General features: G+C 68.3%; 19 protein-coding genes and 1 tRNA gene. 11 read left to right on the top strand and 9 right to left on the bottom strand.

The window, feature by feature from the left end:
• The first annotated feature begins 6 nt into the window (after positions 1–6).
• Positions 7–591, top strand: a complete 585-nt coding sequence (locus EGT67_RS13740; protein WP_127916616.1) for a ribonuclease FAU-1 family protein — start codon at positions 7–9, stop codon at positions 589–591.
• 10 nt (positions 592–601) lie between these two features.
• On the opposite strand, the gene coaE is transcribed toward EGT67_RS13740, so the two are convergent.
• Positions 602–1,825, bottom strand: a complete 1,224-nt coding sequence (gene coaE, locus EGT67_RS13735; protein ID WP_206612371.1) for a dephospho-CoA kinase — start codon at positions 1,823–1,825, stop codon at positions 602–604.
• A 128-nt stretch (positions 1,826–1,953) separates the two neighbouring features.
• Between coaE and EGT67_RS13730 the strand changes: the two genes are divergently transcribed.
• On the top strand, positions 1,954–2,166 hold the full coding sequence (locus EGT67_RS13730; RefSeq protein ID WP_127916614.1) for a hypothetical protein: 213 nt from the start codon (positions 1,954–1,956) through the stop codon (positions 2,164–2,166).
• Between the two features lie 168 nt (positions 2,167–2,334).
• Here the strand turns inward: EGT67_RS13730 and rpsA are convergent, their stop codons facing one another.
• Positions 2,335–3,807 (bottom strand): 30S ribosomal protein S1, encoded by a 1,473-nt coding sequence (rpsA, locus tag EGT67_RS13725; protein WP_127916613.1) that lies wholly within the window; start codon positions 3,805–3,807, stop codon positions 2,335–2,337.
• A gap of 320 nt (positions 3,808–4,127) precedes the next feature.
• Here rpsA and EGT67_RS13720 point away from each other — a divergent pair, with 320 nt between their 5' ends.
• On the top strand, positions 4,128–4,976 hold the full coding sequence (locus EGT67_RS13720; RefSeq protein ID WP_127916612.1) for a class I SAM-dependent methyltransferase: 849 nt from the start codon (positions 4,128–4,130) through the stop codon (positions 4,974–4,976).
• A 19-nt stretch (positions 4,977–4,995) separates the two neighbouring features.
• On the opposite strand, the gene EGT67_RS13715 is transcribed toward EGT67_RS13720, so the two are convergent.
• From EGT67_RS13715 to EGT67_RS13700, 4 genes are all read right to left on the bottom strand, one after another.
• The gene (locus EGT67_RS13715) at positions 4,996–5,748 is read right to left on the bottom strand and encodes an amino acid ABC transporter ATP-binding protein (RefSeq protein ID WP_127916693.1); all 753 of its coding nucleotides are present in this window, start codon (positions 5,746–5,748) and stop codon (positions 4,996–4,998) included.
• A gap of 8 nt (positions 5,749–5,756) precedes the next feature.
• Positions 5,757–6,695: an amino acid ABC transporter permease gene (locus EGT67_RS13710; RefSeq protein WP_127916611.1), complete on the bottom strand. Its 939-nt coding sequence runs from the start codon at positions 6,693–6,695 to the stop codon at positions 5,757–5,759.
• Positions 6,696–6,715: 20 nt separating this feature from the next.
• The gene (locus EGT67_RS13705; protein WP_127916610.1) at positions 6,716–7,642 is read right to left on the bottom strand and encodes an ABC transporter substrate-binding protein; all 927 of its coding nucleotides are present in this window, start codon (positions 7,640–7,642) and stop codon (positions 6,716–6,718) included.
• Positions 7,643–7,741: 99 nt separating this feature from the next.
• On the bottom strand, positions 7,742–8,839 hold the full coding sequence (locus EGT67_RS13700; RefSeq protein ID WP_127916609.1) for an isocitrate/isopropylmalate dehydrogenase family protein: 1,098 nt from the start codon (positions 8,837–8,839) through the stop codon (positions 7,742–7,744).
• Between the two features lie 20 nt (positions 8,840–8,859).
• Here EGT67_RS13700 and EGT67_RS13695 point away from each other — a divergent pair, with 20 nt between their 5' ends.
• Positions 8,860–9,387, top strand: coding sequence for a 2'-5' RNA ligase family protein (locus EGT67_RS13695; protein ID WP_127916608.1), 528 nt, complete (start codon positions 8,860–8,862; stop codon positions 9,385–9,387).
• A gap of 110 nt (positions 9,388–9,497) precedes the next feature.
• Positions 9,498–9,869, top strand: a complete 372-nt coding sequence (trxA, locus tag EGT67_RS13690) for a thioredoxin (protein ID WP_127916607.1) — start codon at positions 9,498–9,500, stop codon at positions 9,867–9,869.
• Between the two features lie 47 nt (positions 9,870–9,916).
• Here the strand turns inward: trxA and polA are convergent, their stop codons facing one another.
• The gene (gene polA / locus EGT67_RS13685) at positions 9,917–12,655 is read right to left on the bottom strand and encodes a DNA polymerase I (RefSeq protein ID WP_127916606.1); all 2,739 of its coding nucleotides are present in this window, start codon (positions 12,653–12,655) and stop codon (positions 9,917–9,919) included.
• Between the two features lie 70 nt (positions 12,656–12,725).
• Positions 12,726–13,346, bottom strand: coding sequence for an ANTAR domain-containing response regulator (locus EGT67_RS13680; protein WP_127916605.1), 621 nt, complete (start codon positions 13,344–13,346; stop codon positions 12,726–12,728).
• 105 nt (positions 13,347–13,451) lie between these two features.
• Between EGT67_RS13680 and EGT67_RS13675 the strand changes: the two genes are divergently transcribed.
• Both EGT67_RS13675 and EGT67_RS13670 read left to right on the top strand, forming a co-directional pair.
• Positions 13,452–13,528 (top strand) — tRNA-Leu (locus EGT67_RS13675).
• Between the two features lie 222 nt (positions 13,529–13,750).
• The gene (locus EGT67_RS13670; protein ID WP_241566021.1) at positions 13,751–14,104 is read left to right on the top strand and encodes an SRPBCC family protein; all 354 of its coding nucleotides are present in this window, start codon (positions 13,751–13,753) and stop codon (positions 14,102–14,104) included.
• An 18-nt stretch (positions 14,105–14,122) separates the two neighbouring features.
• Here EGT67_RS13670 and EGT67_RS13665 read toward each other — a convergent pair whose 3' ends face one another.
• Positions 14,123–14,965, bottom strand: a complete 843-nt coding sequence (locus EGT67_RS13665) for an alpha/beta fold hydrolase (protein ID WP_127916604.1) — start codon at positions 14,963–14,965, stop codon at positions 14,123–14,125.
• 397 nt (positions 14,966–15,362) lie between these two features.
• On the opposite strand from EGT67_RS13665, the gene EGT67_RS13660 reads away from it, so the two are divergent.
• The 4 genes from EGT67_RS13660 (at position 15,363) to EGT67_RS13645 (ending at position 18,538) form a co-directional block, all read left to right on the top strand.
• A complete protein-coding gene (locus tag EGT67_RS13660) occupies positions 15,363–15,815 on the top strand; it encodes a Zn-ribbon domain-containing OB-fold protein (RefSeq protein ID WP_127916603.1) in 453 nt (150 codons plus the stop codon).
• Entirely contained in the window at positions 15,812–17,005 is a 1,194-nt protein-coding gene (locus EGT67_RS13655; protein WP_127916602.1) for a lipid-transfer protein, read from the top strand. Before EGT67_RS13660 ends, EGT67_RS13655 begins: the two co-directional genes overlap by 4 nt.
• Before the next feature lie 98 nt (positions 17,006–17,103).
• Complete coding sequence (locus EGT67_RS13650) at positions 17,104–17,763, top strand: cysteine hydrolase family protein (RefSeq protein ID WP_127916601.1); 660 nt, start codon at positions 17,104–17,106, stop codon at positions 17,761–17,763.
• A 445-nt stretch (positions 17,764–18,208) separates the two neighbouring features.
• The gene (locus EGT67_RS13645; RefSeq protein ID WP_127916600.1) at positions 18,209–18,538 is read left to right on the top strand and encodes a transglycosylase family protein; all 330 of its coding nucleotides are present in this window, start codon (positions 18,209–18,211) and stop codon (positions 18,536–18,538) included.
• Positions 18,539–18,597: the final 59 nt, after the last annotated feature.

Below are 18,597 nucleotides of genomic sequence, written 5' to 3'. Positions count from 1 at the left end.
TGCTGTATGGAGAACGTCGAACCAGTCACCGCCGCAGCCACGCCGACCGATCCCCCTGCGTCGATCTACGTGCCGACGATCGACCTGGTTCCGGCGCACCGACCGAAGGTCGAGTACTTCAACATCACCGAACGCACCAACACCGACCCGAAGGGTTACGTGCGTCCGGTCGACCACTACCGGCTCGAACCGTGGGGGCTGTACATGGCCCGCACGGCCGACCACCCCTCGTTCCACTACCTCGAGTCCTGGCTGATCCCGGACCTCGGCATTCGCGCGTCGATCTTCCACTTCCACCCGTACCACCAGCGGGACCAGGACCACTACATCGACATCGGCGACTTCACGCGGAGCCCGGATGTCTGGAAGTCGGAGGACCACTATCTCGATCTCGTGGTCCGGACCGGACGCGAGACCGAACTGCTCGACGTCGACGAACTGATCTCGGCGACGGCGCACGGCTACATCTCTCCGCGCACCGCCGACCGCGCGATCCAGCGTGCGGTGTCGGCCGTGGACGGGATCGCCGCCCACGGCCACGACATGGACGCATGGCTGGCCTCGAAGGGCATGCCGGTCTCGTGGCGCTGACGCCGCCCGGTCAGCCCTGCGCCGACCAGCCGTTCTGTTCGGCCCACTCCCAGGCACGCTGGTAGCCGAGATCGAACCACGGGTCGAGCGCCGCGGCGTAGGTGACCGTGGCGTCCGGTTCGCGCGTGTCGGCGGCCGCCCAGCGCATCGCGGTCTGTTTGACCTCGAGGAACTCGGCCCGGGCGGTGGCGTCGGCGCGCAGCCAGTCGCGAAGCAGCAGCGCGAACCGCTGACCCGGCCAGCCGTCGACACGCAGGCTGATCTCCACAGGTCTGCCCGGATCGGCACCGCCGTGCGTGCGCTTGTCCCACAGCGCCGGATCCGCCTCGCCGCCGACACCGTACGCCGGCCTCGGCTCGTCGAGGGTGGCGTCGACGATCGGTGGGAAGCCGGCTGCCGCGAGCGGTTCGGTCAGAGCGTCCGCCGTCGCGAGATCGGGGACCGTGATCTGCACGTCGATCAGATCGCGTGCGTCGAGGCCTGGCACGGCGGTGGACCCGACGTGGTCGACCCGCACCGCCCGGTCTCCACACACCAGGCGCAGTCGCTCGACCAGACGCTCGCCCTGAGCCGCCCACTCCGGGTCGGCCGGCCGCACGATCGGCGGCACCGACACCGCCGTGCGCGTGCGCAGGTTCCGCTCGAACGGCAGCAACCGGTCCGTGTACAGCGCGCGAACCTGCGCGTCGATCAGTTCCGGGGCGCCGCTGTTGTCGAGCCACACGTCCGCCGCTGCCCGCCGCTGGTCATCGGTTGCCTGGGCCGCGATCCGTGCACGCGCGTCCGCCTCCGGCATACCCCGCAACTCGACGAGTCGGCGGACGCGCTCGGCCTCGTGGACGTACACGACGACTACGAGGTTGAACACCGGCGCCATCCGCCCCTCGACCAGGAGCGGGATGTCCTGCACGACGATCGCGTCGGAGGGCGCGCCGTCGACGAGTTCTGCGGTGCGCTGACCGATGCGCGGATGCAGGATCGAGTTCAACAGCAGCCGCGATTCGTCACTGCCGAACGCCCTCTCGGCCAAGGCAGGTCGATTCAGCGTGCCGTCGGGATGCAGGATGCCGTCGCCGAACGCCTCCACGAGCGCTGCGAGACCGGGGGTCCCCGGCTCGACGACCTCCCGTGCGATGAGGTCCGCGTCGACGATGACCGCACCCAACTCCGCGAGGACCTTCGACACGGTCGACTTGCCGGCTCCGATGCCTCCCGTGAGGCCCACTCTCAACACGCCGACCAGTGTCGCACCAAACACGCCGAAGATCATCAACGGACCAATATGATGCGTTGGACCACCTGGTCCGATACCCTTGCTTCGACCGTCCGACCAGCCGATTCACATGCGAGTAGGAGGCGCTCATGCGCAGCAATCCCACCCGTCCCGGTCGGCACCGTCTCGGCATGGAGAACGGCATTCACGCGATCCTCATCCCGGAGGTTGCAACCGCGCTCGCGGAGCACCGCCGCAATTGGTTCACCAGCGTGCTGACCCCTGCCCGCCACAGCTTCACGGCGATCCGTAAGCGAACGGCAACCATGCCCACCCGATGGGTGCCAGCCGCGGCAAACTGACCCGCACACACGCACACAGTGGCCCGATCCCGGTAGGGATCGGGCCACTGTCGTTCCTGCCTTTTCCCTGGGAACGTGTGGCAGGAAATGCAGAAGACCCCGGCCCTGGTATCCCGGGGCCGGGGTCTTCCGGTCGATCAGGCCTGAGGCATGCTCAGGCTGCCGCTATCAGGCGTTGCCCGACAGCTTCTCGCGCAGAGCCGCGAGCTGGGCATCGCTCGCCAGCGAGCCGCCAGCCGACTCGGACGACGAGGAGACGCCCTCGTCGGAGCCCGACTCGGAGGAGTAGTTGGTGCCGGACGCGCCGGCAGCAGCCTCGGCAGCCTCGTCGGCAGCCATCTTCTCCATCTGAGCGGTGTGCATCTTGTGGCGACGCTCAGCCTCGGCGTAGCGGGACTCCCACTCCTCACGCTGCTTGTCGAAGCCCTCGAGCCATTCGTTGGTCTCGGGATCGAAGCCCTCGGGGAAGATGTAGTTGCCCTGCTCGTCGTACGAGTCGGCCATGCCGTACTTCGACGGATCGAACTCGGCGTTGTAGTCCTCGTTCGCCTGCTTCAGCGACAGCGAGATGCGGCGACGCTCCAGGTCGATGTCGATGACCTTGACGAGCGCATCGTCGCCGACGCCCACAACCTGGTCCGGAACCTCCACGTGGCGCTCGGCCAGCTCGGAGATGTGCACCAGGCCCTCGATGCCCTCCTCGACGCGGACGAACGCGCCGAACGGAACCAGCTTGGTGACCTTGCCCGGCACGATCTGGCCGATGGCGTGGGTGCGGGCGAACTGACGCCACGGGTCCTCCTGCGTCGCCTTCAGCGACAGGGAGACACGCTCGCGGTCCAGGTCGACGTCGAGAACCTCGACGGTGACCTCGTTGCCGACCTCGACAACCTCGGACGGGTGGTCGATGTGCTTCCAGGACAGCTCGGAGACGTGAACCAGACCGTCGACGCCGCCGAGATCGACGAACGCACCGAAGTTGACGATCGAGGACACGACGCCCTTGCGGACCTGGCCCTTCTGCAGCTGGTGCAGGAACTCGCTGCGGACCTCGGACTGGGTCTGCTCGAGCCATGCGCGACGCGACAGGACCACGTTGTTGCGGTTCTTGTCGAGCTCGATGATCTTGGCCTCGATCTCCTTGCCGACGTACGGCTGGAGGTCGCGGACGCGACGCATCTCGACGAGCGAAGCGGGGAGGAAGCCACGCAGGCCGATGTCGAGGATGAGGCCACCCTTGACGACCTCGATGACGGTGCCCTTGACGGCCTCGTCCTTCTCCTTGAGCTCCTCGATGGTGCCCCAGGCACGCTCGTACTGAGCGCGCTTCTTCGACAGGATCAGACGGCCTTCCTTGTCCTCCTTGGTGAGGACCAGGGCTTCGACCTCATCGCCCACGGAGACGACCTCGTTGGGGTCGACGTCGTGCTTGATGGAGAGCTCACGGGAAGGGATGACGCCTTCGGTCTTGTAACCGATGTCGAGAAGGACCTCGTCACGATCGACCTTGACGATCGTGCCTTCGACGATGTCGCCATCGTTGAAGTACTTGATCGTGGCGTCGATGGCGGCGAGGAAGTCCTCGGCGGAGCCGATGTCGTTGACGGCTACCTGCGGCGAGGTCACGGTGTTGGAGGGCATGTGTTGAGTTGCTCCGGACGGGTTGTTAGTCGGTTGATGGCGTTCTGTCAGACAGGCAGACCGGAATGCGTTAGATTCCGACTCGACGCCGGAATCGCCCGGTCTTCCAGACCACCACGAGGCTCCGGCGCGACCCTGTCGATCGAAACTCCGACCGGCGAGGAACTGCACCGAAGACACTCGCGAGCAACAGGGTACGCGACCTTCGGCTAGCTGGGCAAACCCTGCCGACAGGCGATCGGTTCACCTGGCGGTTCCACCACCGATGCATCTGGGGGTCTCGCGGTTCCGCGCGCCCCGGCGGACTCTACGCTGACAGCATGTCCGACGATCGTCACGCCGCCGCCATCTCCGTCCTCGGCACAAGCGGGGTGACCCGCACTCGCATCGGAACAGAGGCGAGCGAGCGCGCCAGCCGCGCATGGTGGGACGCCGACGCCGACGACTACCACCGCACGCACGGCGAGTTCCTCGGCGTCGATTCGGCCGACGGCGAGTTCGTGTGGTGCCCGGAAGGCCTCCACGAGGGCGATGTCCAGCTGCTCGGCGACGTCGCCGGCAAGCGGATCCTCGAGGTCGGCTGCGGTTCGGCCCCGTGTGCGCGCTGGCTCGCCGGCCAGGGCACCGAGGTCGTCGGACTCGACATCTCGATGGGCATGCTCCGGCGCGGGGTCGAGGCGATGGAACGCGGGGGCCCGCGTGTCCCCCTCGTCCAGGCCGGCGCGGAAGCGCTGCCCTTCGCCGACGAGAGCTTCGACCACGCATGTTCGGCTTTCGGTGCGGTTCCGTTCGTCGCGGATTCCGCTCAGGTGATGCGGGAGGTGGCACGAGTGCTGCGCCCGGGCGGCCTGTGGGTGTTCGCCGTCAACCACCCGATCCGATGGATCTTCCCGGACGACCCGGGCCCCGGCGGACTGACCGCGACGCTCCCGTACTTCGACCGGACGCCGTACGTCGAGGTCGACAACGACGGGGTACCGACGTACGTCGAGCACCACCGCACCATCGGCGATCGAGTCCGCGAGGCTGTCGGCGCGGGCCTCGAGGTGCGCGACATCATCGAGCCCGAGTGGCCCGAATGGCTCGACCGCGAGTGGGGGCAGTGGAGCCCGCTGCGCGGTCAGCTGTTCCCGGGCACCGCGATCTTCGTCACCCGCAAACCGGCCTGACGCACGGCGGTCACAGCCGTCACAGCAGTTTCGACAGGAACGCCTTCGTCCTCTCCTGCTGCGGGTTCGCCAGCAGTTCCTGGGGTACACCGGCCTCCACGACGACGCCTCCGTCCATGAAGACCAACTGGTCGGCGACCTCGCGCGCGAAACCCATCTCGTGGGTGACGACGACCATCGTCATGCCGTCCTTCGCGAGTTGCTTCATCACGCCCAGCACCTCACCGACCAGTTCGGGGTCGAGCGCCGAGGTGGGTTCGTCGAACAGCATGAGCTTGGGATCCATCGCCAGCGCCCGGGCGATGGCGACCCGCTGCTGCTGCCCGCCCGACAGTTGCGCCGGGTAGGCATCGGCCTTCTCCACGAGCCCCACCCGATCGAGCAGGTCCCGGGCGCGCTCGATCGCCTTGGCCCGCGGCACCTTCTTCACCTGCATGGGCGCTTCGATGATGTTCTCCAGCGCGGTTCGATGCGGGAACAGGTTGAAGTGTTGGAACACCATCCCGATGTCGCGCCGTTGTCGGGCCGCCGCACGGGGGCTCAGCTCGTACAGCTTGCCGCCACGTTCCGCGTAGCCCACCAGTTCGCCGTCGACGTACAGACGGCCGGCGTTGACCTGCTCGAGATGATTGATGCAGCGCAGGAACGTCGACTTGCCCGAACCGGACGGTCCGATGAGGCACAGCACCTGTCCGCGATCGATCTCGAGGGAGATCCCCCGCAGCACCTTCAGGGCGCCGTAGTTCTTGCAGACCCGCTCGGCGCGGACCATCGGCGTCGTCACTGCGCACCGCCTTCGTCGCTGCGCTGCGCCTCCGCGAGGGCCTGCAGCTGCCCGGCGGTGAGGGTTCGCGAGACGCCCTTCGAGTAGTGCCGCTCGATGTAGTACTGACCGATCATCAGGATGCTGGTGATGGCCAGGTACCACGTGGACGCGACCAGCAGGAGCGGCACCGGGTAGAAGTTGGCGCCGGAGATGTCGCGGGCCCGTCCGTACAGTTCACCGCTGTACGGCACGGCCACGACCAGCGACGTGGTCTTGAGCATGCTGATCAGTTCGTTGCCCGTCGGCGGGATGATCACCCGCATCGCCTGCGGCAGCACGGTACGGCGCATGGTCTGCGACCACGACATCCCGAGCGCGGTCGATGCCTCGATCTGGCCCTCGTTCACCGAGCCGACGCCGGCCCGGACGATCTCGGCCATGTACGCGGCCTCGTTGAGGGCCAGTCCGATCACCGCGAACAGGAAAGCCGCCTCGAGGGTCTTGATGTCGAGGTGCACGAACTGGGGTCCGAACGGGATGCCCAGGGTGATCGTCTGGTAGATGACCGGGAACAACCCCCACAGCACCAACTGGACGTAGACCGGCGTACCGCGGAACACCCACAGGTAGACCCAGGCGGCGGATCGGAGCACGGGATTGGGCGACAATCGCATGACGGCGAGCAGTACGCCGAGCACGATCGCGATCGTCATCGCCAGCACCGTGAGCTGGATCGTCTTCCAGGCGGCCTCGGTGATCCGCGCGTCGAACAGGTACTGGCGGTACACGTCCCAGTGGAAGGCTTCGTTGGTGGCGGCCCCGTAGACGAACAGCCCCAACAGCCCGACCACGATCACCGCCGCGATCCACCGCCCGGGGTGCCGCAGCGGGACCGCCTTGATCGGCTCCGGCTCGGCCGCCATGTCCGGTGGCCGACTCTCGTTGGCTGGCATGACCGTTCCCTCTCCCGTGCTCACTGCGTGGCGCCGTTGACGACCGACGTTTCGATGATTCCCGCTTCGACGCCCCACGCCTCGGCAATCGCGCGATACTGGCCTCCGTCGATGAGGTACTGCAGGGCCTGCTGCAGGACCGGGCCGAGGGGCGAGTCCTTCGCGATCACCCACCCGTAGGGGCTTGCGTCGTACACTCCGCCCGCCGGCACGAGGCGCCCGTTGCTGCGCTTGATCGCGTACGCGGTGACCGGCGAATCGGCCGACAGCGCGTCGACGCGGCCCAGGATCAGCGCGTTCGCGGCATCGTCCTGGCTGTCGTACTTGACCTTCCGGATCGGCGGTCTACCGGCGGCTTCGCAGGCCGCGCTCTTGGCCGGCACCTCGTCGATGTCCTCGATGGTGGTCGTCTGCACGCCGACGCGCAGCCCACAGGCGTTGTCGGGGTCGACGTCGTCCCCCGCCCGTTGCGCCCACTGCACGCCGGAGCTGAAGTAGGTGACGAAGTCCACGGACTTCTCGCGTTCGAGCGTGTCGGTGAACGACGACATGCCGACGTCCAGGGTTCCCGCCTGCACAGCGGGAATGATCTTGTCGAAGTCGGTTTCCTTGACGTCGAGCGTCAGGCCGAGGACCGCCGCCGCGGCAGTCAGGAGGTCGACGTCGAATCCGACGATCGTCCCGTCCTCGTCCTTGAACTCGTTGGGCGCGTACGGCGGGTTGGTACCGACGCGCAGGCGACCGGCCGCGGCGATCTCGGGCGGCAGTTGAGCGGCGATCGCGTCGACGGGGTGGACGTCGATCGGCGGCAGCACCGGAACGAGGCCCTCGTTGTTCCTGACGCACCCGGTCGCCGTCAACGCGATCAGCGCCAGCAAGGCACCGACGACCGTTCGGACCGACCGTGTTCGCCGACCGCCGGTGGCGGCGGCCACTCGTCCGAACATCGGTCACTCCTCCCATCTCCGGCCTTTTGGACCCCGAAACCCTACTGGTTCGACCCACCGGTGAAGAAGTCGATCATGGTCCGCGAAAATCGATCTTGGTCATCGTCGAAACACCCGCGCGATCACCGATTCGGTGAACTCGCTCGTCGACGCCAGTCCGCCGAGGTCGGCGGTGGCGACACCTGCCTCGACGGTCCGTTCGACAGCGCTGCGGATCCGCACCGCCGCGGCGGCCAACCCCGCCTCGTGCCGTGTGGAACCGAGCCACTCGAGGAGCATCGCCGCCGACAGGATGAGCGCGGTCGGGTTGGCGCGGTTGCGGCCGGAGATGTCCGGGGCCGCCCCGTGCGCGGCCTGCGCCATCGCCTTCACCTCGGACGCGTTGATGGACGCCGCGGTCCCGAGCGAGCCGGACAGCTCCCCCGCGAGGTCGGACAGGATGTCGCCGAACATGTTCTCGGTGACGATGACGTCGTACTCCTCGCCGCGGCGCACCAGGTGCGCGGCCATCGCGTCGACGTGCTCGTCGTCGAGCACGACGTCGGGATAGTGCTGCCCGACCTCCCGGCAGACGTCCCGGAACAGCCCGGTCGTGGTCGAGAGGACATTGGCCTTGTGCACCACCGTGACCCGCTGGCGGCGGCGTCGGGCCAGCTCGAAGGCGGTGTGGGCGATGCGTTCACACGCCTGCCGGGTGACGACGCCCACGGCCATCGCGACGTCCGGGGTGGGCATGAACTCGCCGCTGCCGGCGAACATGTTCCGATCGGCGTAGAAGCCCTCGGTGTTCTCCCGGACGATCACCAGGTCCATGCGCGGCGACACCGCGCGCACCCCGGGCAGGGTGCGCGCGGGCCGGATGTTCGCGTAGAGGTCGAACCGCTTGCGGATCGCGCCGCCCGGGGTCAGTTGCATCTGGAACGGCTCGGGGTAGGACGCGCTGTCGTGGGGGCCGAGGATCCACGAGTCGAGTTCGGCCAGTTCGACGAGCGTGTGCTCCGGGGTGGGGGTGCCGTAGGTGGGGATGGCGTCGAATCCGATCGGCAGCGGGACCCAGTCGACCTCCGGCAGTCCCACCGCGGCCATCGCCGCGTCGACGACGTCTCTGGTCGCGGGGACGATCTCCCGCCCGATGCCGTCGCCCTGCAACAAACCGATCCGTGGATTCCGCACGTCGTCTGTACTAGGGCTCCCCATCGGTCCATTATTTACTCACGATGGTCCAGTCCGTGGAGTTGCTTCTCGACAGTGACGTCGACGCGACCGTACGAGCCGAGTGGCGCCGCCTCTCCGCCGCGCGCCTGCCCAGCCAGGACCGCATCACCGCCGAATCGAATCGGCCGCACGTCACGCTGGGGGTGGCGAGCCGGATACCGCCCGACGTCGACGCCGCCCTCGTGCGGGAACTGCCGTCGGCGCCGCTGCCACTGCGCCTGGGCGGGGTGGTGGTGTTCGGGGGCCGCCGTCTCACGTTGGCCCGGCTGGTCGTGCCGACCACCGAACTCCTGACGCTGCAGCGCATCGTCTACGAACTGATGATGGACTGCGAGGGCGTGCCCCCGCACATCGTGCCCGGCGAGTGGACGCCGCACGTGACGCTGTCCCGACGGATCCAGGCGACCGACCTCGGCACTGCCGTCGTGGTCACACGCGCCGGAAATCGCGACGTGGTCGGCACGTCCGACGGCGTCCGACGCTGGGATTCGGTCGCCAAGCGGGAGTGGCGGATCACCCGCCGTCCGTGACAGGAACCGCGGAACCGCTCGAATCGGGCATGCGGAAGAATTCCCGAGGCGGGAGCGTTGCACTGGCCAACGGACCAGACATCCGACCAACTCCCCGGAAAGGACCCTTCGTGGCTACCCAGACCCTGACCCAGCAGAACTTCAAGCAGACCATCGAGGACAACGACATCGTCCTCGTCGACTTCTGGGCGTCGTGGTGCGGCCCGTGCCGCTCCTTCGCACCCACCTTCGAGGCCTCGTCGGAGAAGCACGCCGACATCGTCCACGGCAAGATGGACACCGAGGCCGAGCAGGAGTTCGCTGCTGGCGCCGGGATCCGATCGATCCCGACCATCATGGCCTTCCGTGACGGCATCCTCGTGTTCAACCAGGCCGGTGCGCTGCCGCCCGCCGCACTCGAGGATCTGATCACTCAGGTGAAGGCCCTCGACATGGACGCGGTCCGCGAGGAGATCGCCGCCCAGTCACCGGCCGGCAACTGAGCGACGACTGATCGCAGCATCCACTGGGACGCCGTCCCGCGCACGAGTCAGTGCGCGGCGGCGTCCCAGCTGCGTCCGGTGCCGACCGACACCTCGAGCGGGACCGACAGTTCGATCGCGGACGCCATCTTGTCGCGCACCAACGCCTCCACCGCGTCGCGTTCGCCGGTCGCGACCTCGAGCACCAGTTCGTCGTGGACCTGCAGCAGCATCCGCGACTTCAGCCCGGCCCCCTGCAGCGCCCGCTGCACGTCGATCATCGCAACCTTGATGATGTCGGCGGCCGTGCCCTGGATGGGCGCGTTGAGCGCGGCCCGCTCGGCGACCTCGCGGCGCTGCCGGTTGTCGCTGTTGAGGTCGGGCAGGTAGCGGCGCCGACCGAACAGCGTCTCGGTGTAGCCGACCTTGCGGGCCTGCTCGACGACCTCGTGCAGGTAGTCGCGGACGCCGCCGAAGCGCGCGAAGTACGCTTCCATCTGCTGCCGGGCCTCCTCGGTAGAGATCTTGAGCTGCGCGGCGAGCCCGAACGCGCTCAACCCGTACGCCAGGCCGTACGACATCGCCTTCACGCGCCGCCGCAGCTCCGGCGTGACCTCCTCGATCGGCACCCCGAACGCCCGCGAGCCGACGAAGCTGTGCAGGTCCTCGCCGGTGTTGAACGCCTCGATCAGCCCCTCGTCGCGCGAGAGGTGCGCCATGATGCGCATCTCGATCTGGCTGTAGTCCGCGGTGAGGAGCGTCTCGAAACCCTCGCCGACGACGAAGCCGTCGCGGATCTGCCGGCCGGCGTCGGTGCGGACCGGAATGTTCTGCAGGTTCGGCTCGGTCGACGACAGCCGACCCGTGGCCGCCACGGTCTGGTTGAACGTGGTGTGGATCCGGCCGTCCTCGGCGACTGTCTTGAGCAGGCCGTCGACCGTCACCTTCAGCCGCGTCGCGTCGCGGTGCGCCAGCAGGTGCTCGAGGAACGGGTGCTGGGTCTTCTCGAACAGCGACTGCAACGCGTCGGCGTCGGTGGTGTACCCGGTCTTCGTCTTCTTGGTCTTGGGCATGTCGAGCTCGTCGAAGAGCACCACCTGCAGCTGCTTCGGCGAACCGAGGTTGATCTGCTTGCCGATCACCTCGTAGGCGGCGTCCGCGGCCTCCGCGACCCGCGCCGCGAACGTCGACTGCAGATCGTGCAGGTGCCCGCTGTCGACAGCGATGCCCGTGGCTTCGAGCTCAGCGAGCACCGTCAGCAGCGGCAGCTCCATGTCGGCCAGCAGCCCGGTCGCCTCGATGTCGGCCAGCTCGGTGTCCAGCGCGGCGGCCAGGTCGACGACCGCACGCGCGCGCAGGATCTCGCCCTCGGCCGCTTCGGCGTCCGCCGCCTCTTCGTCGTCCAACAGCGAAAGCTGTTGCTGCCCCGACTCTTCCACACGCAGCTCACGCTTGAGGTAGCGCAGCGACAGGTCGTCGAGGTTGAAGCTGCGCTGTCCCGGACGCACGAGGTACGCCGCGAGCGCCGTGTCGCTGGTCAGGCCGGCGAGGGTCCACCCGCGTCCCCACAGCGCGTGCATGGCGCGCTTGGCTTCGTGCAGCGCCTTCGGCTGCTGCGGATCGGCGAGCCAGGCCACCAGCGCGGCCTCGTCCTCGGGCGTCGCGGCGGTGGTCGAGATGTAGGCACCCTCCCCGTCGGAGGCTGCGATCGCGACGGCCGTGACGTCGCCGCCGTACGGCGTGCCGGCGCCGACCACGGACAGCCCGTGCCGCTCCCCCGTCGACGCGTGCTCGGCGATCCACGCCGCGACCTCGCCCGGCGCCAGCGCCCGGCCGCGCACCTCGAAGCCCTCCTCGGCTTCCGGCTCGGCGGAGCTGAGCGTCGCGAACAGCCGGTCCCGCAGCACCTTGAACTCGAGGTCGTCGAACAGCGCGTGGATGCGTTCGCGGTCCCACGGCGCCAGCGCCAACTGGTCCGGGGTGTACGGCAGCGCGACGTCGCGCACCATCTCGGTGAGCTGGCGGTTGAGGACCACGGCGGGCAGGTTCGCCCGCAGCGACTCGCCCACCTTGCCCTTCACCTTGTCGACCTCGTTCACCAGGTTCTCGAACGAGCCGTACTCGCGGATCCACTTGGCCGCGGTCTTCTCGCCGACGCCAGGGATGCCGGGGAGGTTGTCGCTCGGGTCGCCACGCAGCGCCGCGTAGTCCGGATACTGCTGCGGAGTGAGGCCGTACTTCTCCTCGACCGCCGCCGGCGTGAAGCGGGTGAGGTCGGAGACACCCTTGCGCGGGTAGAGCACGGTGACGTCGTCGGTGACCAACTGCAGCGAGTCCCGGTCGCCGGTCACGACGAGCACGCGGTAGCCCAGCGCGGTGGCCTGCGTGGTGAGCGTAGCGATGATGTCGTCGGCCTCGTAGCCCTCGATCGCCATCACCGGGATGCCCATGGCGCCCAGGACGTCCTTGGTGATCTCGACCTGCCCCTTGAACTCGTCCGGGGTCTTGCTGCGATTCGCCTTGTACTCGGGGAACGCCTCGGCGCGGAAGGTCTGCCGTGAGACGTCGAACGCGGCCGCGACGTGCGTCGGTTGCTCGTCGCGCAGCAGGTTGATCAGCATCGACGTGAACCCGTACACCGCGTTCGTCGACTGACCACTGTGCGTCTTGAAGTTCTCGGCCGGCAGCGCGAAGAACGCACGGTAGGCGAGCGAGTGCCCGTCGAGGAGCAGCAGCGTCGGCCGATCGGAACCGGACGCGTCAGCGGTCGCGGAAGCAGTGGACGAGGAGGTGGTTGCGGGGCTCACGGTTGACCAGTCTAGGGAGCCGCGCCGACAGGCACGCCCTTCCTCCCCGCGCGTCGGGTGTCGGGCCGACTCACTCGCCCGCGGCGGCACCCCCGAGCGTGTCGAGAACGACCTCGGCGACCACCTTCATCGTCGTCCGACGATCCATCGCGGCGCGCTGGATCCACTTGAACGCCTCCGGCTCGCTCAGCCCCTGAGACTGCATCAGCATGCCCTTGGCGCGCTCGATGACCTTGCGGGTCTCGAGCCGCTCGGACAGCGTCGAGACCTCCCGCTCGAGCAGCGCGATCTCGGTGAACCGACTCGCCGCCAGTTCCACCGCCGGCACGAGATCGGCCTTGGAGAACGGCTTCACGAGGTACGCCATCGCACCGGCGTCCCGCGCGCGCTCGACCAGCTCACGCTGACTGAAGGCGGTCAGGATCACCACGGGCGCAATCCTTTTCGCGGCGATCTCCGACGCCGCATCGATCCCGTCGCGGCGCGGCATCTTCACGTCCATGATCACCAGGTCCGGGCGCAACTCCTCCGCCAACTCGACGGCACGCTGCCCGTCGCCGGCCTCACCGACGACGTCGTAGCCCTCCTCGCGGAGCATCTCGACGAGGTCGAGCCTGATCAACGCCTCGTCTTCCGCCACCACCACGCGCCGCGACTGTCGTTCCGTGCCCTGCGGAGCGGAAGCGTTCATGGTGACATTCTCCTCTGATCGGCGCCCGCCGATCAGGGCGCGAACGCTTCGAGGGTACCGGTGGTTTGACTGTGGGCCGTGATCTTCTAGAGTGGGAACCCGCACGCCCTCGTATCCCAATTGGCAGAGGAAACGGATTCAAAACCCGTGCAGTGTGAGTTCGAGTCTCACCGAGGGCACCACGAAGGACCAGCCGAATGCCGGTCCGTCCACCACCATCCAGTCGAGATGGACCACCGACCTCCGGGTCTCCTTCCATATCCGGGTCACGATCCGTGCGCCGAGCCGTGCCGGAAGGCGAACACCGAACAGCCATGGGGCCGACCGGGCCTCGCGCGAGACCCGCTCGTGTCGGCACCGGCTCCTATGCTGGCCCGAACCAACCCGGAGCGTGGAGGTCGTCGGTGTCGAGCAACGAGATCCGCCTGCACCATGTCGTCGACGCAACGCCGGCCGCCGTGTGGACCGTCCTGACGGAGATCGACCGGGACGCGGAGACGCTCAGCGGTGTGTCACGCGTCGAGCGTGTCGCGGGAAGCGGGTACGAGGTCGGCACCAGGTGGCGAGAGACGCGCCGCATGACGGATCTCGGCGGGAGCACCGATCTCGCCATGACGTTCAGCCCCAGCCAATCGGCGCCGTCCGGGTTCGAGCAGATCATGATGGCGGTGTTCGGGCGCCTGGGCATGCGGGTCACCGCGAAGGTCATGATGCAGGACCTCGCCGACATCGCGGCGCGGGCCGAAGCAGCGCGATAGGGCGACGAGCCCCGGGAGTCACCGCACTTCGGCGAGCGAGTCCAGGATCTCCCGGTAGTGCAGCTGGGCGAAGAAGTGTCCACCCATGCCGATGTTCAAGGTGGACTTGGGGATTCGGCTCGCCAGCTCCGTCACCCATTCCTTGGGGACGATTCGGTCCGCGGCGCCCCACCAGACGTCGACGGGCACCTCCAGATCCTCCGGTGCGAAGCCCCAGGGCCGCGACCACGCGCGGTAGTCCTCGACCACACCGGACGGGATGCGCAGTCCCTCGCCGGTCATTTCGACCAACTCGTCGAGGACGTTCTCGAGCACCTCGGCGTCGGTCGTCCCGACCGACCGCGCCAACATGCGCGTGAACGGCCTCGGCATCGAGCGGGCGAGGAGCGACATGCCCCGAAACCATCCGGTGGCCAGGCCGGGACATCGCCTGGAGATCCGGGTGCACCAACGGTCCATCGACCCCAACCGGGCGATCGCGCCGTCCTCGCTCAGCGGCAGGGCACCCGCGACGATGGCGACGCGACTGATCCTCTCCGAGAGCGCATAGCCGAGTCCGGCGGCGTATTGGCCTCCCATCGACCACCCGAGAACACCCGCGCGTTCGACTTCGAGTCGGTCGAGTAGTTGTTCGACGTCGGCAGCCCAGTCCAGCACGGTGCGTCCCGGGCTGGGATCGGAGAGCCCGATCCCGGGTCGATCCGGCGAGATCAGGCGGACGCCGGCGGCCTCGGCGATGGGCGTAGCGGCCCGGACGTCCAGTCGGCACGACAATTCGCCGTGGGCGTTGACCACGACGAATCCGTCCGCGGGTCCGTAGTCGGCGAATCCCATCGACCGACCGTCTCGCAGACTGATCACCCGATCCTCCGGCCTGACAGTCACTCTGGGCACTACGCACCTCCGACGAGTCGCACCCACCCTAACGGTCGGTCGCCCGACATCGGCGGAGTTCCACCGTTCGATGTCGGCGTGTTTCGCCCCAGTACAGCGCGCCGCGCGGCCGATCCCGAGCGCCCGTGTCGCCTATGGTCGTTTGTTCGGATTCGAGGGCCGCCCGCTCCCGACCCGGACGAGTCCCACTGGGCGGACCGACGCGGACGACGGGACCGGTGACGACATGCTCCAACCGGTCGGCCGTCCGGTGGATGGGATCGCACATCGGGAATCAGTTAACTCATGCCATACTGCAACCCGTTCCATTGCCGGTCACCTGTGACGACCGGCCGATCAGGCTCGACAAGCAGATGAGGTTTGCATGAGCGACACCGCCACACCGGCCGTCGAAGGCTGGTTCACCACCGGGCCGGAGCCGGCCCTGATCGGCACCAAGTGCCGGTCCTGCGGCACGATTTCGTTCCCGCGGGAGACCACCTTCTGCAAGAACCCGGCCTGCTCCGGCGAGGAGTTCGACGACGTCGAGCTGTCCCGCTTCGGCACGGTGTGGTCGTACACCGACGCGCAGTACAAGCCGCCGGCGCCGTACATCCCGACGACGGATCCGTACGTGCCGTTCGCACTCGCGGCCGTGGAACTGCCCGAGGGCCTCGTCGTGCTCGGCCAGGTGGCCGACGGCTTCGGCGTGGCGGACCTCAAGGTGGGTAACCCGGTCGAGCTGGTCGTCGAGACCCTCTACACGGACGAGACGGGCGACCGCAGCATCTGGCGTTGGAAGCCGATCGCGGCAGCAGAGAACGGGGCACAGGCATGAGCAACAACGATGTGGCCGTCCTCGGTGTCGGCATGCACGCGTGGGGCAAGTGGGGCCACTCGTTCGTCAAGTACGGCGTGGCCGCCGCCCGCGCCGCGCTCGCGGATTCCGGCGTCGACTGGAAGGACGTCGACCTGATCGTCGGCGGCGAGACGGTCCGCAACGGCTACGGCGGATACGTCGCCGGCGCCACCTTCGCACAGGCCCTCGGCTGGAACGGCGCCCGCGTCGCGACGTCGTACGCGGCGTGCGCCACCGGCGCGCAGGCCCTCGACACCGCCCGTGCCCGCATCCTGGCCGGCCTGTCCGACGTGGCACTGGTGGTCGGCGCGGACACCACCCCGAAGGGCTTCCTCGCCCCGAACGCCGGTGAGCGCTGGGACGACCCGGACTGGCTGCGCTTCCGGCTGATGGGTATGACCAATCCCGGCTACTTCGCGCTCAACGCCCGCCGTCGCATCGACCTGTACGGCGCCACGGTGGAGGACTTCGCTGCGGTCAAGGTGAAGAACGCCAAGCACGGCCTGAACAACCCGTACGCGCGCTACCGCAAGGAGGTGGCGGCCGCGGACGTCCTCGCCTCGCCGATGGTCGCCGATCCGCTGCACCTGCTCGACATCTGCGCCACCTCCGACGGCGGCGCGGCGATCATCCTGACGTCGATGGAGTACGCCCGCAAGAAGGGCATCGTGGATCCCGTTCGGATCAAGGCGATCTCGACGGTCACGCCGACGTTCCCGCAGACCATCATGGACATGCCGAACTTCTCGACCGAGTCGGCGTCCGCGGTCCCCGCCCCGGAGCGCACGTTCAAGGAGTCGATCGGCGACGCCGCCTACGAGGAGGCCGGTATCTCGCCCGAGGACGTCGACGTCGCGGAGGTGTACGACCTCGCGACCTCGGTCGAGCTCGACTGGATCGAGGACCTGGGCCTGTGCAAGCGCGGCGAGGCCGAGCACCTGCTGCGCGCCGGTGACACCACCATCGGCGGCCGCATCCCGGTCAACCCGTCCGGCGGTCTGGCCTGCTTCGGCGAAGCCGTCCCCGCACAGGCGCTCGCGCAGGTCTGCGAGCTCACCTGGCAGCTGCGCGGGCAGGCCGAGGGCCGTCAGGTCGAGGGCGCCCGCGTCGGCATCACCGCGAACCAGGGCCTGTTCGGCCACGGCTCGTCGGTGATCGTCTCGGTCTAGGCCGGGCCGCACGGATTCTCACCGTCGAAACGCTCCCCACCCCTCGGAGTGGGGAGCGTTTCGCGTCTCCGGCGTCCATCGACCGCTAGGTTCGACGCATGACCGACTCGACGGCCGATCTCGACGACCACGTTCTCCCCCATCTGAATTCGTCCGCGCTGCTGGTCATCGACATGCAGAACGACTTCGCGGACGACGGCCCGTGTCCGGTTCCGGGCACTGCCGGGCTGGTGCCGCGCCTGCGGACGCTTCTCGACGCATATCGCCACGCCGGCCGCCCGATCGTGCACGTCGTACGTCTCTACGACGGCGATGACGTCGATCGGGTGCGCAGGACCGCGATCACCCGCGACGACGCGCCGATCGCACGGCCCGGCACGACCGGATCCCGGATCCTCTCCGGCCTGCTGCCGCCGGGCGCACCGGCACTCGACCCGACGCTGCTGACAGCGGGGACCTTCCAGGCGGCCGGGCCGCACGAGACCGTGATGTGGAAGCCACGATGGAGCGCCTTCCACCGCACCGACCTGGACGCGCACCTCCAGCGCGCGGCGATCGACACCGTCGTCGTCGCGGGCTGCAACTTCCCGAACTGCCCTCGCTCGACGCTCTTCGATGCATCCTGCCGCGACTATCGCCTGGTGCTCGCGACCGACGCCACGTCCCGCATCACGCCGGACCGCCTTGCCGATGCCCGGTCCATCGGAGTTGTGCCGCTCACGGTGGCCGAGATCGCGGCCGTCGTCGGCACCGACTGACGAATCATTCTGTGCCGCTTGGACACCGATGCACGTTTGGCGACAGTTGAGCGCAACCGGGACGAATGCGCCACTCGAGAGGGCTCGAGAGTGTCGTGCATCACACCCCAAACGTGACCCTGACCACAGAATGAACACCCGTTCACTCCTCCGGACGGCTCAAGATCACCGCTCGACCTGCGGACACGCCGCCCGCTGACCACTATTGCTGCACCGACGTGCCAGAAAATCCACTGGTGACGCGTCGGTCGATCCGTCCTAGCGTCGTGGCCAGCTCGAGTCGACCGAGCACACCGTCCCGCTTCACAACTGTTCTGCCCCAGCGGGACCGGAATCGAAGACCTTTCAGGGGCACGGCGAGGGAACCAGCTCCGGCCGATCCGGCGACCGTTCGACGTCGGCAGCACCGGAGTCCCCGCCATCAACCACGGAGAGGACATCATCCATGTCGAAGTTCACCATCACGCGCACCATCGGCACCGTCGCCGCCTCGACGGCACTCGTGACCGCACCGCTCGCACTGTCCGCGGCTCCCGCCAACGCCGCCGGCGGCGACTGGGATGCCGTCGCGCAATGCGAGAGCGGCGGCGACTGGGGCGCCGACACCGGCAACGGCTACTACGGCGGCCTGCAGATCAGCCCCGGAACATGGAACGCGCACGGCGGAACCGGACTGCCACACAACAACTCCCGCGAGGAGCAGATCCAGGTGGCCGAGTCGATCCTGGCGGGCCAGGGTGCCGGCGCCTGGCCGTCGTGCAGCCAGTACCTCTGACGTCACCGCAGGGGCCTTCGCGCCGGTCTTCGCGCGAAGGCCCCTGCGGCCGTGCGCCT

This window comes from Prescottella agglutinans (genome assembly GCF_004011865.1).
Lineage (GTDB): Bacteria > Actinomycetota > Actinomycetes > Mycobacteriales > Mycobacteriaceae > Prescottella > Prescottella agglutinans.
The sequence above is the reverse complement of the archived record's forward strand: the minus strand, read 5'-3'. Positions and strand labels throughout refer to the sequence as shown.